Below are 15,279 nucleotides of genomic sequence, written 5' to 3' on the forward strand. Positions count from 1 at the left end.
GCCGCGTGGTCTGCCGCCTGCTGTGTGGCCGACGGGGCTGGTTCGCAGCGTCACCGCCGGTAAACCCAGAGTGATGTGAGACCAGAGTGACCCAGGGGGCGGGGGTGTGCAACTCGCGCGCGGCGCGGTGGGTTCACTCAGCCCCGCGGACGCTGGTGTTCCGTGGCGCTGCGCACCGCCTCGATGAACCGGCGCACCGTCGGCGGCCCTGACTCGCCCGGACGCGGTTCGTGCTCGCCGAGCGTGAGCCGGTAGCGGGTGCCGTTCACCTCGGCGAGAGCCCGGTCGTCCGGGGCGAACCAGGGCTTGCCCGTGCGCACCGCCTGGAGCGGCGCGCTGTCGATTTCCTTGCCGTAGCTGGTCAGCAACTCCAGCCTGCCATCGGTGATGCGGACCTGGCCGGCACGCGTGAGGGAGCGCAACCGCCGCCCGATCCGCACGCCCGTAGCCGTGAACTCCGGCTCCGCCATGGCTCTGCGCCCCCTTGTGCGTTTCGGTGAATCGCTCGGACCGGGACAGGCGTCCCGTGCGGTGAAGTCTGCACGTCCCCGGCGTCGAGCACCAGTGCGCATGGGGAGGTCGGACCGGCGCTTCGAAGCAGCCCGTGGCGGTGTTCCGTGCGCTCTCCCCAGGGCTGCGCCAGCTGTGACTTTGAGGTGCTCAAAGGTGTGTTTATGCAGGTGAGAAGGGTGTGGCGGGTGTTTAAGATCGAGGTGTACGGCCGCGTCGAATCGCGTCCGGCACGACGCGAAGGAGCCCCGCCGTGAGCACCCCACAGCAGATTCGAGCCGACGGGCCGATGCCGACGCTCGATGTCGACCACAGCGACGAGACGTACCGTTCCTGGCTCAAAGAAGCCGTCCGCAAGGTCCAGGCCGACGCCAACCGTTCGGCCGACACGCACCTGCTCCGCTTCCCGCTGCCGGAACAGTGGGGCATCGACCTGTACCTGAAGGACGAGTCGACCCACCCGACGGGCAGCCTCAAGCACCGCCTCGCCCGCTCGCTGTTCCTCTACGGTCTGTGCAATGGCTGGATCAGGCCGGGCCGCCCGGTCATCGAGGCGTCCAGCGGGTCCACGGCCGTCTCCGAGGCGTACTTCGCGAAGCTGATCGGGGTGCCCTTCATCGCGGTGATGCCGCGCACGACCAGCGCCGAGAAGTGCCGCCTGATCGAATTCCACGGCGGCCGGTGCCACTTCGTGGACGACCCGCGCACGATGTACGCGGAGTCCGCGGCCCTCGCCGTCGAGACCGGCGGACACTACATGGACCAGTTCACCTACGCGGAACGGGCCACCGACTGGCGGGGCAACAACAACATCGCCGAATCGATCTACCAGCAGCTCAGGCTCGAGCGCTACCCGGAGCCCGCCTGGATCGTCGCCACGGCAGGCACCGGCGGCACCTCGGCGACCATCGCGCGCTACGTCCACTACATGCAGCACGACACCCGCATCTGCGTCGCCGACCCGGAGAACTCCTGCTTCTTCGACGGCTGGACGAAGAACGACCCGGACGCCACGAGCGACTGCGGCTCCCGCATCGAGGGCATCGGCAGGCCCCGGATGGAGCCGAGCTTCGTGCCCGGCGCGATCGACCGCATGATGAAGGTGCCGGACGCGGCGTCCGTCGCCGCGGTGCGCGCCCTGGAGCGGGCCATCGGCCGCAAGGCGGGCGGCTCCACCGGCACGGGCCTGTGGAGCGCCCTGAAGATCGTCGCCGAGATGGTGGCCGCGGGCCGTACGGGCAGCGTCGTGACGTTGATCTGCGACCCCGGTGACCGCTATCTGGACAAGTACTACTCGGACGTGTGGCTGGCCGAACAGGGCCTGGACATCGCGCCGTACACGCTGGCGATCGACACGCTGCTGACCACGGGGGCGTGGCCCGAGTAGCCGCGCCCTCCGCCTCCTTCGGGTCTACGCCTTCGCCGCGGCGAGTCGCCGGTCCAAAGCCGTGACGGCGTCGCGGAAGGCCCGCCCGAGCCCCGGGCGGCCGAGCCCCAGGGCGCCGCGCAAGGGGGCGGCGCCGTCCATGGCGAAGGTCCACTGCACTCGGGTGCCGGTGCCGGTGCCGGTGCCGGTGCCCGTGCCGGTGCCGGTGGCTTCCGTGTGAGCCGGGGAGAGCCGCCACTCCTCGACGAGGGCGCGCAGGCCGGGCGCGTTCGTCTCGTCTACGCGGTAGACGTACCGCTCCGGTTCGTCGGCCGCGAGTATCGACTCCCGGAAGCGCGTCCCGCCCTTGAGCCGGACCTCACGGCCGGTGCCCCCGCCCGTGGGCCGGCACAGGGTGACCGCGGTGAACCACCGGGGCCAGCCCGTCACGTCGTCGGCCAGAGCGCGGTAGACCGCCTCGGGCGGCGCGCTCACCTCGCGTACGAAGACCAGACGCACCGGAGCGGAATCCACGAACTCGAGCCCCACGGGGCGCAGTCGGCGTGGCACGTAACTCTGCCTCCCAGCGGACGGACGGTCGACCGAGCACCGTCACCATAGCTGGCGGGCCGTCAGATGTCTGCGCCGTCCTCGGAGTTGCCGGCGTCCGCCGCGACGGAGCCGTCGGTCTCCCCGGCCGTCGCATGCTCACCCGTGATCACGAGCCGGTTCAGATGCTCGGAGATCTCCACACGCGCCTCCGCGGGCAGCCCCGCATCGGTCACCAGCGTGTCGACCTGCGAGAGCGTCGCGAACGAACTCAGGCCCACCGTCCCCCACTTGGTGTGGTCCGCGACCACCACCACGCGCCGCGCCGACTGCACGAGGCGCCGGTTCGTCTCCGCCTCCGCGAGGTTCGGCGTCGACAGTCCCGCCTCCAGAGATATGCCGTGCACACCCAGGAAGAGCACGTCGAAGTGGAGCGCGCCGATCGCCTGGTCCGCGACCGGGCCGACCAGCGAGTCCGACGGGGTCCGCACGCCGCCCGTCAGCACGACCGTCGCCGCGCCCTGCCGCTGCCCGGAGGTGCGCTGCGCGGCGTGGAATACGTCCGCCACCCGCACCGAGTTCGTCACCACCGTCAGATCCGGCACGTCCAGGAGGTGGTGGGCCAGCGCATACGTCGTCGTACCGCCGGACAGGGCGATCGCCGTGCCGGGCGCCACCAGGGACGCCGCGGTCCGCGCGATGTCCTCCTTGGCGGTCGGCTCCAGGCCCGACTTGGCCTCGAAACCCGGCTCGTGCGTGCTCGCCTCGACCACCGGGACCGCGCCGCCGTGCACCTTCTCCAGCACACCCTGGCGGGCCAGCGCGTCGAGGTCGCGGCGGACCGTCATGTCGGAGACGCCGAGCTTGCGGGTGAGTTCATTGACGCGGACGCCGCCGCGGCGGCGCACCTCGTCGAGGATCAGGGCGCGGCGCTGCTCGGCGAGGAGGTTCTGGTTGTCGCTCACGCCCGGTCCGGCCCTTCTGCCTCGTCACGTCCGTCGCGCCCGCCCGGCGCGCTGCCTCATCCTCGCACGGGCGACCGACAGCCGCGCCACCGACCGGTGGCCGCGCACGGAAGCCATCAGTAAGGGGGAGATTGCGTGACGAGGGGTGCGCGGAGGGCCGCGACCCGAGATCCTTGTGCTCTCACCGTGCGCACCTCGGGGGAAGCGGAACTGTGGAGCGAGCCACGCAGGACGAGACCGCCCTGGAACTCCTGGTCCATGGAGTCGGGGGAACCACACCGGAACGGATGCTGGACGATCCTCGCACCGTGCGGATCACCGGCGACGACACGGCGGCCATGTTCCGCCGCACCGAGGACGCCGACGCGGAGCGGCGCCCCGACGACTACCGGGGCAAACCGGTGCCCGAGGCGTACGTCTGGTGCAACCTGACGTCCGGGAACGGCTCCCGGGCCCTGTGGCTCCTGCTGCTGCCGTTCATGGTCGTCAACCTCGCGCACTGGATGCGCCCCACCTCACGCCACCGCAAACGGCTCGTGCGCACCTACGGCCTCCTGGTGCGCCTCATCGGCCTCACCCTCACCGTGCTGCTCGTCGCCGCCGCCTGCGAGCTCGCGCTCGACCTCACGGCCTGGCAGTGCGCGGGCACCCCGGAGTGCGCCGACGACCGCGCCTGGCTCGGCTTCCTCGCCACCGACGGCTCCGGCCACGGCGGCTGGTGGTCCCAGCCCGGCCGCCGGCTCGCCGTCGCCGCCCTGCTCCCCGCCGCGCTCACCGGCCTGCTCTGGTACCTGTCCCACCGCACCTGGAGCGCGTACGAGTCCCAGCAGCCGCTGCCCCAGCAGCCCGACCCGGAGGAGGAGACCAGCCGCACCGCCCTCGGCAGGCCCGGCTTCTGGTACGGACGGCGCCTGGTGGCCCGGCTGCGCGCCGCCCACACCGCCGCGGGCCTGCTCACCGTCGCCGCGGCGGTCGGCACGTCGGCCGCGCGGCACGACCGGCGCCCCGGCGGGCCCGCCCCGCTCGACGCCCTCGGCTGGGCGCTGGACGCAACGCTGGTCGTCGGCGGGGCAGTTGTCGTCTGGGTGGTGTGCCGCAGGGGCCGCACCGAGAACCGCCTCGACCGGAAGCTGGACCGGACCCTGGTGCGCTGGCTGCCGCTGACCGCGCTCGCCCTCCTCGTGCTCGTCCTCCTCTACGCGGGCTGGTCGCGCCCCGGCTGGCGCTCCACGGGCAGGCTGCCGGGCGACGCGACCTTCGGCGGCATCGCGCTCGTCCAGGGCCTCCTGGTCCTGTGCCTCGCGGTGGTCGCGCACCTCCTGTACCGCTCCTCTCCCGACTCCCGCACCGCCATCCGCGGCTTCGGAGGTCCCGCCGTCGCCATGCTGTCCTGCGCGCTCGGCGGCGTCATGACCGGCGGCGGCGCGCAGCGCGTGTCCGACTGGCTGGACGGCACGCACGGTTCGATCGCGGGCCCTGCCGTGGTGCTCACCTGGCAGGCGTCCGTGATCCCGCCGCTCCTGGTCGTCGTCGCGGTGCTGTGCGGCTGGTTCGGCGTACGCACCATGCAGCGCAAGCGCCGCGAGATGGCGCAGCTGGCGCGGGACTACCCCGACGAGCGCGCGGACTCCACCCGCACCCGCCGCATCGCGGGCACCCGCGCGCGTGCCGCCCTCACCGACCGCGCACCCCTGCTCGTCGGCATCATCTCCGCCGTGACGCTGCTGCTCGGCGCCGCCGCCCTCACCGGCGCATGGGTGACGGACGAGGTGCCGGCGCAGGCCGCGCAGGGCACCCCCAACGCCCTGGAGGGCGCGGCCGAGACCTCGCAGGCCCTCGGCTCCTGGCTCATCGGCTTCGGCTTCATACTGTTCGTCACCTGGGGCCGCCGCGCCTACAAGGACCAGTCGGCCCGCCGCACCATCGGCATCCTCTGGGACGTCGGCACGTTCTGGCCGCGCGCTGCCCACCCCTTCGCGCCGCCCTGCTACGCGGAGCGCGCGGTGCCCGACCTGACCTGGCGGATGGCCAGTTGGACGCGCGCCACCAGCGCCACGGGCGGCCGCCTCGTCATCTCCGGACACTCCCAGGGCAGCGTCCTCGCCGCGGCCGCCGCCTGGCAGCTGCGTCCCTCGGTCCGCAGGCGCGTCGCCCTGCTCACCTACGGCTCACCCCTGGAGCGCCTCTACGGCCGCTGGTTCCCCGCCCACTTCGGCCCCGCGGCCCTGACGACGCTGCACCGCGAGGTCGACTGCTGGCGCAACCTGTACCGCGCCACGGACCCGATAGGCGGCCCCATCCAGCTGCACGGCGACTGCGGCCCACAGGTCGACCGCGCCGCCCTCAAGGACCCCCTCGCCTACGGGCGTACGGAGGAGCATCCGCTGCCCGCCCCGATCCTCGGCCACGGCGACTACCAGGCCGACCCCGCCTTCGCGGAGGAACGGGCCCGGCTCCTCGCCCGCCTCAAGACCGGCGTGCCGTCCCCCCGTCCGCCGACGGCCGAAGGGGTCACACCAGCTCCGGCAGATCCTCCGGATACAGCAGGGTGAGATCGTCCGTGCTCGGCTCGTCGAGCTGGGCGACCCGCCCGGCGTGCCGCTCCACCATCGCCTCGAAGGTCTGCCGCGCGGTGCGGCCGTTGCCGAAAGCGGGACCCTTGGGCAGCGCCGTGAAGTACTTCAGGAGCGCCTCGGACGCACCGGTGCCGAGGCGGTACTCGTGCTCGTCGGCCTGCTGCTCCACGATCCGCAGCAGCTCCTCCGGGGCGTAGTCGCTGAAGGTGATGGTCCGTGAGAAGCGGGACGCCACACCGGGGTTGACGGACAGGAACCGCCGCATCTCCGCGGTGTAACCCGCGACGATCACCACGACGGCCTCGCGGTGGTCCTCCATCAGCTTCACGAGCGTGTCGATGGCCTCACGGCCGAAGTCGCGCCCGGAGTCCTCCGGCGACAGCGCGTACGCCTCGTCGATGAACAGCACGCCCCCGCGCGCGCGGTCGAAGGCCTCCTGCGTGCGGATCGCCGTCGAGCCGATGTGCTCGCCGACGAGGTCGACCCGCGACACCTCGACGAGGTGGCCGCTCTCCAGGACGCCGAGCGAGGCGAGGATCTCGCCGTACAGCCGGGCGACGGTCGTCTTGCCCGTGCCGGGGGAGCCGGTGAAGACCAGGTGGCGGCGGACCGACGCGGCCTTGAGCCCGGCCTGCTGCCTGCGGCGCCCCACCTCGATCATGTCGGTGAGGGCGCGCACCTCGCGCTTGACGCTGTCCAGGCCGACAAGGGCGTCCAGTTCGCCGAGGACCTCCTTGGAGGCGCGGGCGGCCTTCTCCGGCGTCGGTGCGGCCGGCTGCGGGGTCTGCTGGGCGGGCAGGGAGCCGAGCAGCCCGACGGTCTGCGTGGCCGTCTGCACGGCGGGCGTCGGCTGCGCCGCGGGCGCGGGGGTGCGCAGGCCGCCGCTCTCGTCGCTCGCGCACTCCTCGACGAGCGGCCCCTCCTCGGAGAACTCGAAGCCGCCGCGGGCGCACCGCTCCGTGCGGCACTTCTTCAGCGTCGTACGGCAGCCGTCTATGACGTGGAAGCCGTAGCCGTCGCTGCCGCTGACCCGGCAGCCGTGGAAGCTGCCGCGGCCGCCCGCGGAGACGTAGAAACCGGCCTCGGCGGGCGAAGTGACCGTGCAGCGCTCGATGGTGGGGTCCGCGCCCTTGGTGACGATCACACCCGTCTGCACGGAGTCGATGGTGCAGTTGGCGAGGGTGCCGCCGCTGCCGTGGTCGCGGAACCATGCGCCCGTGGCGGCCTCGCGGATACGGCAGTCGTCGAGCTGCGCGGTCGCGCCGTCGCTCACCGACACGGCGGTGTTGCGCACTTGGGAGAGGTCGCTGTCGACGACGTCGGTGCGCGAGCCGCGGTCCAGGACGAACAGCGCGTCCGGCACGTCGTGCACCCGGCACGACTCCAGGACGGCGGTCGCCCCGTCGCTGACCCAGACCGCCGGGTAGTCGCCCGTGCTGTCGTGGATCTCGCACTGGTTGGCGTCCACGCGCGTGCCGGGGTCCCAGACCGAGAGCCCGTTGCGGCCGAACCGGCTCACCGTCGACCGGGTGAGGGTCAGCACGGAGCGCGAGCGCAGGTCGATCGCGTTCTCCGGGATGTCGTGGATGCGGCAGTCCGCGAGGGTGAGCACGGCGTCCGTGTCCAGGGTGACGCCGTCGGAGGTGGTGCGGTGCACGTCGCAGTCGGTCAGGTGCGCCGCGGCCCGCCCGGAGACCTGCACCCCCGAGCCCTTCACCTCGTACACCTCACAGCCGATGGCCTCGAGCCCCGTGTGCTCCCCGGTCACGGAGAAGCCCGCGCCCGAGGTGTGGTGCACCCGGCAGCGCTCCAGGCGCGGATGGGCGCCGCCGCGCACCGCGACACCGGACTGGCCCGCCGCGACGATCTCGCACTCCTCGAAGACGCCGCCCCCGCCGTCGAGCACCGCGATGCCGATGCCGCCGGGGTTGTCGACGGTGCAGCGGCGCACCGTCGGACGCGCGCCGCCGCGCACCTCCAGGCCGGCCGCGGACCGCGTCACCACGCGGATCCCGATGAGCTCAGGCGCACCGTCCTCGACGAGCAGCGCGGGCGCGGACGAGTCCTGGCCCTCGATGAGCAGGTCCTGCACGACCGCGGAGGAGCGGACGGTCAGCGGCACCCCGTCGGACGGCGCGATGCGCACCGAGCCGGGGGAGCTGTCGGGGCCGCGCAGCGTCACCGCGCGCTGGACGACGAGGTTCTCGCGGTAGGTGCCCGCGGCGACGGTCAGTACGTCCCCGTCGCTCGCGGCCTCCAAGGCAGCGGCGAGCGATGCGTACTCGCCGGTGCGGCGCCGCCACCGCGACGTGCCGGTGTGCGTCACCTGGACCGTGCCCTGTGCCATGGAGTTGCTCTGCCCCCACCTTGTTCGTACGCCGGACCTTGCGGGCTGTGCCGTGTCACTGCGTGTCGTGGCAGTGCGCAAGGGGCCGAGGAGTTCGGCCGGTCCACCGTAGCGCGCGTGGGCAGGCGGAGTTGACCTGATGGCCGGGGCGGACGGGTCAGGAACCGGCGCCGGTGCGGCCCCAGTCCGGGCCCGTCTTCTCCCACGCCCGGTCGAGGCGGGCATGGCGTCCCCGCTCGATGCGCCAGAGGACCAGCCTGCGGGTGCCCTCGATGAGTCCGATGCTCGCCGTGGCCGCGCCGAAACCGGCGAGGACCGCGTGGGTCGTCGCGGTCGCGTCGTCCAGCGGGCGGCCGACGACCCGGCCCCGCTCGTCGGTCCACAGCCGGAAGTGGTCGCCCGCGCGCGGGGACTTGAGGTCGGACAGGACGACGCCGTAGTGATCGGTGCCGTCCGGTGCCCGCCAGCGGGCGAGGACGCGGCTGTGCGCGTCGCGTGCCGAGGAGGTCTCGGGGTCGGGGTCGATCGGTGGCGAGTCGGCCTTCCGCAGGACGGTGCCGGTGATCGCGTGGCGTTCCGCGCGCTGCTGGTGCACCGAGGCGAGGAGGGCGTCCCGGGACAGGCTCGTGGTGAACACGCCGACGACCGGGACGGCGACGACGATCAACACCAGCGCGACCAGGGCAAGCCAGGCCTCGAGGAGGTCGGTGCCGCGGCACAGCGGATTGTGCCGCCACCGCCAGAGACCCACGATTGCTCGCACTGCCCTGCACCCCCTTCCGCGTCCGTCTTAACGTCCATGCCCCGGCGCCGGGTTCCCCACCCGGGCGCGGGCATGCGGATGCCGCCGCCGGGCCGAGGCCCGACGGCGGCATCACGCAGAGCGTGCTCCCGGCCGCTCTTGAGGTCAGTACCCGCGGTAGGGGCGGTTGTACGGATCCTCGTACGCCGCGGGCGCCGGGCGGGGCGCCGCCGGGCGCATCGCCTCGTACCCCGTACCGGGCGCCGGTCGCTGGGGCTGGGCGCCCGGATACCCGCGCGGGGCCGCGGCCTGCTGCGGGATGTACGGCGCCGGAGCCTGCTGCAGCGGGGCGTGCTGCTGGGCCTGCGGATAGCCGTACGCCTGGTTGGAATGGGAAGGGGCGGCCGGCAGCGCGGGCAGCGCGGCCGGTAGCGCGGGCAGGTGATTACCCGTGTCGTACGCGGAAGGAACCCGGATCGGGGCGATCTGAGGGGTGCCCCGCTCTGCGACGAGGGAGTCGTAGATCGGGGTGTCCGGGAAGGACGGCGCGGAGTAGTAACCGCCGCCATAGGTGGAGCGGGGGGAGGTCATGCTCCATAAGTTAAGCCCTTGATGTGCTGGTTGGGGAGACCGATAAGAGGGTTGTTTTACGTGTCGACTGTGGCTGTGGAGCCCCAATGCGAGCGAACTTGGGAAAATCGGTCGCCGAACGGCGTAGGGATCGTGTAAAAGCCGAGCTCCTGGCGGGTTACCCACGGTCGGCCCGTGCGGGCCCGCGGGCGCGGTCGTGGGCCACTCCTCGGGTCCGGGTAATAGGTTGGCCGCGAACGGAAACGGCGGCCCTGCCGGACGGCGACTCGCGATGGGGGCGGACATGACAATGCCTAAAGGATCGAACGTTCCCGTACCGGCACCCGCGGTACGGATCGAATTGGGGTGGGGTTCCGGAGCCGGAGTGCCGGACGCCGATGCGTCCGCGCTGTTGTTGTCGGGATCCGGAAAGGTGCGCTCGGACGCGGACTTCGTCTTCTACAACCAGCCGGCGCATTCCTCCGGAGCCGTGCGCCACGAGGGCAAGCAGCGCTCCGACGCCGGTGTGAGCGACGCGCTGACGGTCGACCTCGCGCGCGTGGAGCCCGAGATCGAGACCGTGGTGCTCGCCGTGTCGGCCGACGGCGGCACGTTCGGGCAGGTACCCGGCCTCTACATCCGCGTCCTGGACGCGTCGAGCGGCGCCGAACTCGCGCGCTACGACAGCGCGGACGCGACCGTGGAGACCGCCTTCGTCCTCGGCGAGCTCTACCGGCGCCAGGGCGCGTGGAAGTTCCGCGCCGTCGGACAGGGGTACGGCAGCGGGCTCGAAGGCCTCGCGACGGACTACGGCATCTCGGTGGACGAGCAGCAGCAGGCGGCGCCCGCCCCGGTCGCCCCGCCCGCGCCGGCGGCCGTTCCCGCCTCCCCGGCGGCCGCCCCTCCGGTGACTGCCCCCGCCGCCCCCGCGCCCGTGCGCCTGACCAAGGTCACGCTCACGAAGGACGCGCCGTCCGTCTCCCTGACCAAGCAGGGCGGCACCTCGGGCGGCATGCGCGTGAACCTCAACTGGGAGACGCGCAAGCAGTTCAAGAGCTGGGGCGCCAAGCTGAGCAGGGCCGTCGCCATGCACGCCGACCTCGACCTGGACCTCTGCGCCCTCTACGAACTCGCCGACGGCCGCAAGGGAGTCGTCCAGGCGCTCGGCAACGCCTTCGGAGCGCTGCACCAGCCCCCGTACATCCTCCTGGACGGCGACGACCGCACCGGTGCCGTCGCCACCGGCGAGAACCTCACCATCAACCTCGATCACATCAACGACTTCCGGCGCATCGTCATCTTCGTGACCATCTACGAAGGCGCGCGCAGCTTCGCCGACCTCAACGCCACGGTCACCCTCCAGCCGCAGCACGGCGCCCCGGTCGACTTCTCGCTCGACGAGTGCACGGTCCCCTCGACCGTGTGCGCGCTGGCCCTGCTCACCAACAACGGCGGGGACCTCGTCGTCCAGCGGGAGGCCCGCTACCTGGTGCCGGAGCGCGGCGTCAGCCCGCAGCGCACCATGGACCACGCCTACGGGTGGGGCATGAACTGGACGCCCGGCAGGAAGTGACGCGTCAGCCCTGCTCGGGGGAGGGCTCCGGAGCGGTGGTGTCGGGGCGCGCGTACGTACGTCCCTTCCACGCCGCGCCGCGTCCCCTGTAGTGCTGCACCGCCGAGTCCACGGTCATCAGGAGATACAGGAACGCGGTGCCCGGCAGCAGCGGGGCGAGCCACAGCGGCTGCCGGTAGTAGCGCAGCATCGGCAGGTACGTCCCCGTCATCACCAGCCAGGCGAGACCACCGGCCACAACCGCCGCAGCGCTCCCCGTGACGAGTCCCGCGAGCAGCGCCACCGGCGGGACGAGATACACCACGGCTAGCCCCGCGACCGTCCCGACGAGCAGCAGGGGGTTGTGCCGCAGCTGCGCGTACGCGCTGCGCGACACCATCCGCCAGAGGTCACCGAGGCGCGGATACGGGCGCACGCTGTCGACGTCCTCCGCGAGGCCGAGCCAGATGTGACCGCCCGAGCGCTTGACCGCCCGCGCGAGCGCCACGTCGTCGATCACCGCGTGCCGGATGGCGTCGGGGATCCGGGCGCGCTCGGCTGCGTCCCTGCGCAGCAGGACGCAGCCGCCCGCCGCGGCGGCCGTCCGCGAGCCCTTCCGGGAGATCCTTCGGAACGGGTAGAGCTGCGCGAAGAAGTAGACGAACGCCGGCACCACCAGCCGCTCCCAGCCGCTCGCCACCCGCAGCCGCGCCATCTGGGAGACGAGGTCGAAGCCTCCGTTGTCCGCCGCGGCCACCAACCGGCGCAGACTGTCCGGCCCGTGGGCGATGTCCGCGTCGGTGAGCAGCAGAAATTCGGGGTCCCGCGCGCGTGCGAGGCCGATGCCATGACGTACCGCCCAGAGCTTGCCCGTCCACCCCGCGGGTGGCTCGCCGGGGGAGCCGACGGTCAGCGGCAGCCCGCCATGCCGCTCGGCCAGCGACCTGGCCAGCTCGCCCGTGCCGTCCGAACTGCCGTCGTCGACGAGGAACACCTCGGCCCGCCCCGGGTACTCCTGCGCGAGCAGCGACGGCAGGCTCAGCGGCAGAACGGCCGCCTCGTCCCGCGCGGGGACCACGACACAGACCGACGGCCACTCCGCGGGGTCCCGGCGCGGCGGCAGCCGCACGTCCGTACGCCAGAAGAAGCCCTGCCCCCACAGCAGCCACAGCCACGCGGCAAGAGATCCGGCGGCGATCCACGCAACGGCGCTCATCCGTCGAAGTCTGCCCCACCGGAAGGAACCTGTGGGGCCCATCGACTATGGTGACCGGGTGAAGATCGCGCTCATGGACTCCGGCATCGGACTGCTCGCCGCGGCGGCCGCGGTGCGCCGCCTGCGACCCGACGCCGATCTCGTTCTCTCCTCGGACCCGGACGGACTGCCGTGGGGGCCGCGCACTCCGGAAGACCTCACCGAGCGCGCCGTCGCCGTCGCCGAGGCCGCCGCCGCGCACCGGCCCGACGCGCTGATCGTGGCCTGCAACACCGCCTCCGTCCACGCGCTGCCCGCCCTGCGGGCCCGTCTGGAGCCCGGGATCCCGGTGATCGGGACCGTGCCGGCGATCAAGCCCGCGGCCGCGGGCGGCGGACCCGTCGCCATCTGGGCCACGCCTGGCACCACCGGCAGCCCCTACCAGCGCGGTCTCATCGACGAGTTCGCGCGCGGCATCGACGTCACCGAGGTGCCCTGCCCGGGCCTCGCCGACGCGGTGCAGTACGCGGACGAGCAGGCCATCGACGAGACGATCGCCGCCGCCGCGGCCCTCACCCCGCGCGATGTAAGGGCCGTCGTCCTGGGCTGCACCCATTACGAGCTGGTCGCCGAGCGCATTCGCGCCGCCGTCCAGCAGCCCGGCCTGCCGCCCCTGGTCCTGCACGGCTCGGCCGGCGCGGTGGCCGCCCAGGCGCTGCGCAGGAGCGGGGCACGCCCCAGCACCGATCCCGCGGCGTCGGCGCCCGGCCTCACCGTCCTGCTCAGCGGCCGTGCGGAGCAGCTGCCGCGGACGGCGCTCACGTATGCGGAGGGGCGCATGCTCGCGGAGACCAGCCCGGCGATCTGACGCCGCCGCGCCGCCTTGTGCCACGACGCCGCCCGCCTCGTACGAGCGCGTGGTGACGCTCCGCTACGCCCGGTGGCTTCACCGTCGAATCTGAGTAGTCTCGAAGGCATGAAGGACCAAGCCCCCGACGAGCACGACGAGCGGGCCGCATCCGACAACCCGCACGAGGTCTGGACCGGACGCGCCACCAATCGCGCCCAGTGGCTCCTGGCGTGTGCGGGCGCCGCCTGCCTCGCGCTCGGCATCGAGCTCGCGGTCGACTCCATGTGGACCTCGGGCATCGCGCCCCTCGTCATGTCCGTCGTGGGCTGCATCGCCGTCGGCCTCCTGATGCTCTTCGGGACGCTCGCCTTCGTGCATGTCGCCGTGAAGGTCGACAAGGACTTCCTCGAAGTGCGCTGCGGTCACCTGGGGCTGCCGCGCCGTCTGATCCCGCTCTCCCACGTCGTCGGCGCGGAGTTCGCGCCCGCCGTGACGCCCCGGCAGTGGGGCGGCTGGGGCTACCGCTGGCGGCCCGAGAAGGGCACCGCCGTCGTGGTCCGGCGCGGCGAGGGGCTGGTGCTCAGCCTGGGCGACGGCCACAAGTTCACGGTGACGGTGGACAACGCCGAATCGGCGGTGCGCGCCATCAGGGCCCGGCTGCGGCTCATGGGGAACGCGAACTGACCCGGACGGTCAGCCGTCACCGTTCAAGGGCCGAGCCGTCGCGATTCCCGCGAGCAGGCCCGCCCCCGTCGTCACCGTCGTCACGCTCAGCGCGTTGCCCACCGCAGCCACGGCCGTCAGCGCGGTCAGGGCCGCGCCCGCCGACAGCACGACCTGGGTGGAGCCCGGCGAGCGCCACAGCGCGTACAGCAGCCAGCAGAACACCGCCGCCAGCAGCGCCACCCCGACGATGCCCTGCTCCGACGCCTGCTGCAGCGGCGCCGAGTGCGGCTTGCCGTCTGCCAGGAGTTGTTCGGCGGCCACCGGGCTGACCTCGCCGAACCGGCCGGGGCCCACGCCCATGGCGGGCTCCCGCTCCGCCAGGCCCAGCGCGTCCTGCCACAGCAGCACCCGGTGCCGGCCGAGACCGCCCTCCAGGGGCGCCGTCAGCCCGTCCGGGAGCGAGTCGTCGGCCACCGCCAGTGATACGCCGGTGATCAGTACCGCCGCGACGGCGAGCCCGGCGAGCCCGAGCGCCCTGCTCCGCAGCCGGGCCGCCGCCAGCGAACAGAGCAGCACCACGAGGGAGCCCGCACAGCCGACCGGCGAGCCGAGCGCCGCCGCGGTGCCCGCGATGCCCACGGCGAGCAGCCGCAGGGCGAGGCGCGCCGCCGGGGTCCGGGCCGCCCACGCCGCGCAGCAGGCGGCGCCGGCCGAAAGGATCAGCAGCGCGGCGGTGGCACCGGTGTGGCCCAGGGCGGAGGACGGGCCGAGCGTGAGACGCGGCGCCGCCACGGCGAGGCCGAGCCCCGCGAGCGCGCCCGCACAGGGCGCGGCGACCGGAAGCAGCGCCCCGGAGATCCGCCCGCCCGCGTAACCGGCGGCCACGGCGAGGACCGCGAGGAGCACACCCTCGGGGCTTCCGCCGTGCACGCCGGCGGTGATGAGCGCCCAGGCGGCGCACGCACCGAGCAGCGCGCCGCCCGTCGCGTCGGACGCGGCAGGCCGCTCGTGCGCCGCTGCCGGCCCGGCCGGCATGGCCGTCCCCGTTGACCCCACCCCGTCGCCCCCCGGTGTATGACGGGCCCCCACCGACGCGGGCGGTGCTCACGGTGACGCGAACCGCCCGGACGCGGAGGACTCGGCCACACGCTAACGGCTGCGACCGCGCCGCGGGACCGGTTGCGCAGGAACGATACGGCGGACGGCCCCGCGCAGGACCGCCCACCGTTCGGGCGGGCCAGGCCGCCACCGTTCGGGCCGGCCGGGCCGCCACCGTTAGGGGCTGGCCGAGCTGCCCACCGTCGTGCCGGGCGGGCTGCCCACCGTCGGGCCGGGTGGGCCGTCACCGTCGTGCCGGGCGGGCTGCCCACCGTCGGGCCGGGTGGGCCGTC

The 15,279-nt window shown here is 73.4% G+C and carries 13 protein-coding genes; 5 read left to right on the forward strand and 8 right to left on the reverse strand.

Going from position 1 to position 15,279, the window contains the following annotated elements:
- Positions 1-137: 137 nt before the first annotated feature.
- Positions 138-470 carry a hypothetical protein gene (locus ACI2L3_RS38760; protein ID WP_404757172.1) on the reverse strand — a complete coding sequence of 111 codons (333 nt, stop codon included), beginning with the start codon at positions 468-470 and terminating at the stop codon, positions 138-140.
- A 329-nt stretch (positions 471-799) separates the two neighbouring features.
- On the opposite strand from ACI2L3_RS38760, the gene ACI2L3_RS38765 reads away from it, so the two are divergent.
- The gene (locus ACI2L3_RS38765) at positions 800-1,897 is read left to right on the forward strand and encodes a PLP-dependent cysteine synthase family protein (RefSeq protein WP_404757187.1); all 1,098 of its coding nucleotides are present in this window, start codon (positions 800-802) and stop codon (positions 1,895-1,897) included.
- A gap of 24 nt (positions 1,898-1,921) precedes the next feature.
- Here the strand turns inward: ACI2L3_RS38765 and ACI2L3_RS38770 are convergent, their stop codons facing one another.
- Together ACI2L3_RS38770 and ACI2L3_RS38775 are read right to left on the reverse strand one after the other, a co-directional pair.
- Complete coding sequence (locus ACI2L3_RS38770; protein WP_404757173.1) at positions 1,922-2,446, reverse strand: SRPBCC family protein; 525 nt, start codon at positions 2,444-2,446, stop codon at positions 1,922-1,924.
- Positions 2,447-2,508: 62 nt separating this feature from the next.
- On the reverse strand, positions 2,509-3,390 hold the full coding sequence (locus ACI2L3_RS38775) for a DeoR/GlpR family DNA-binding transcription regulator (protein WP_404757174.1): 882 nt from the start codon (positions 3,388-3,390) through the stop codon (positions 2,509-2,511).
- A gap of 212 nt (positions 3,391-3,602) precedes the next feature.
- On the opposite strand from ACI2L3_RS38775, the gene ACI2L3_RS38780 reads away from it, so the two are divergent.
- Positions 3,603-5,942, forward strand: a complete 2,340-nt coding sequence (locus tag ACI2L3_RS38780; protein WP_404757175.1) for a hypothetical protein — start codon at positions 3,603-3,605, stop codon at positions 5,940-5,942.
- Here ACI2L3_RS38780 and ACI2L3_RS38785 read toward each other — a convergent pair.
- The 3 genes from ACI2L3_RS38785 to ACI2L3_RS38795 all read right to left on the reverse strand — a co-directional run bounded on the left by ACI2L3_RS38785 (position 5,902) and on the right by ACI2L3_RS38795 (position 9,646).
- The gene (locus ACI2L3_RS38785; RefSeq protein ID WP_404757176.1) at positions 5,902-8,313 is read right to left on the reverse strand and encodes a right-handed parallel beta-helix repeat-containing protein; all 2,412 of its coding nucleotides are present in this window, start codon (positions 8,311-8,313) and stop codon (positions 5,902-5,904) included. The two genes, ACI2L3_RS38780 and ACI2L3_RS38785, sit on opposite strands and share 41 nt — an antisense overlap.
- Positions 8,314-8,470: 157 nt before the next feature.
- On the reverse strand, positions 8,471-9,076 hold the full coding sequence (locus ACI2L3_RS38790) for a hypothetical protein (RefSeq protein ID WP_404757177.1): 606 nt from the start codon (positions 9,074-9,076) through the stop codon (positions 8,471-8,473).
- Between the two features lie 144 nt (positions 9,077-9,220).
- Positions 9,221-9,646, reverse strand: coding sequence for a DUF6643 family protein (locus ACI2L3_RS38795; protein ID WP_404757178.1), 426 nt, complete (start codon positions 9,644-9,646; stop codon positions 9,221-9,223).
- A 271-nt stretch (positions 9,647-9,917) separates the two neighbouring features.
- On the opposite strand from ACI2L3_RS38795, the gene ACI2L3_RS38800 reads away from it, so the two are divergent.
- A complete protein-coding gene (locus ACI2L3_RS38800) occupies positions 9,918-11,198 on the forward strand; it encodes a TerD family protein (RefSeq protein ID WP_404757179.1) in 1,281 nt (426 codons plus the stop codon).
- Between the two features lie 4 nt (positions 11,199-11,202).
- Here ACI2L3_RS38800 and ACI2L3_RS38805 read toward each other — a convergent pair whose 3' ends face one another.
- Positions 11,203-12,393 (reverse strand): glycosyltransferase, encoded by a 1,191-nt coding sequence (locus tag ACI2L3_RS38805; RefSeq protein ID WP_404757180.1) that lies wholly within the window; start codon positions 12,391-12,393, stop codon positions 11,203-11,205.
- Positions 12,394-12,451: 58 nt separating this feature from the next.
- Between ACI2L3_RS38805 and ACI2L3_RS38810 the strand changes: the two genes are divergently transcribed.
- A complete protein-coding gene (locus ACI2L3_RS38810; RefSeq protein WP_404757181.1) occupies positions 12,452-13,240 on the forward strand; it encodes a glutamate racemase in 789 nt (262 codons plus the stop codon).
- A gap of 108 nt (positions 13,241-13,348) precedes the next feature.
- On the forward strand, positions 13,349-13,906 hold the full coding sequence (locus ACI2L3_RS38815) for a hypothetical protein (protein WP_404757182.1): 558 nt from the start codon (positions 13,349-13,351) through the stop codon (positions 13,904-13,906).
- Between the two features lie 9 nt (positions 13,907-13,915).
- Here ACI2L3_RS38815 and ACI2L3_RS38820 read toward each other — a convergent pair whose 3' ends face one another.
- Entirely contained in the window at positions 13,916-14,923 is a 1,008-nt protein-coding gene (locus ACI2L3_RS38820; RefSeq protein WP_404757183.1) for an O-antigen ligase family protein, read from the reverse strand.
- Between the last annotated feature and the right edge of the window lie 356 nt (positions 14,924-15,279).

The organism is Streptomyces sp. NPDC029674 (genome assembly GCF_044903205.1).
Lineage (GTDB): Bacteria > Actinomycetota > Actinomycetes > Streptomycetales > Streptomycetaceae > Streptomyces.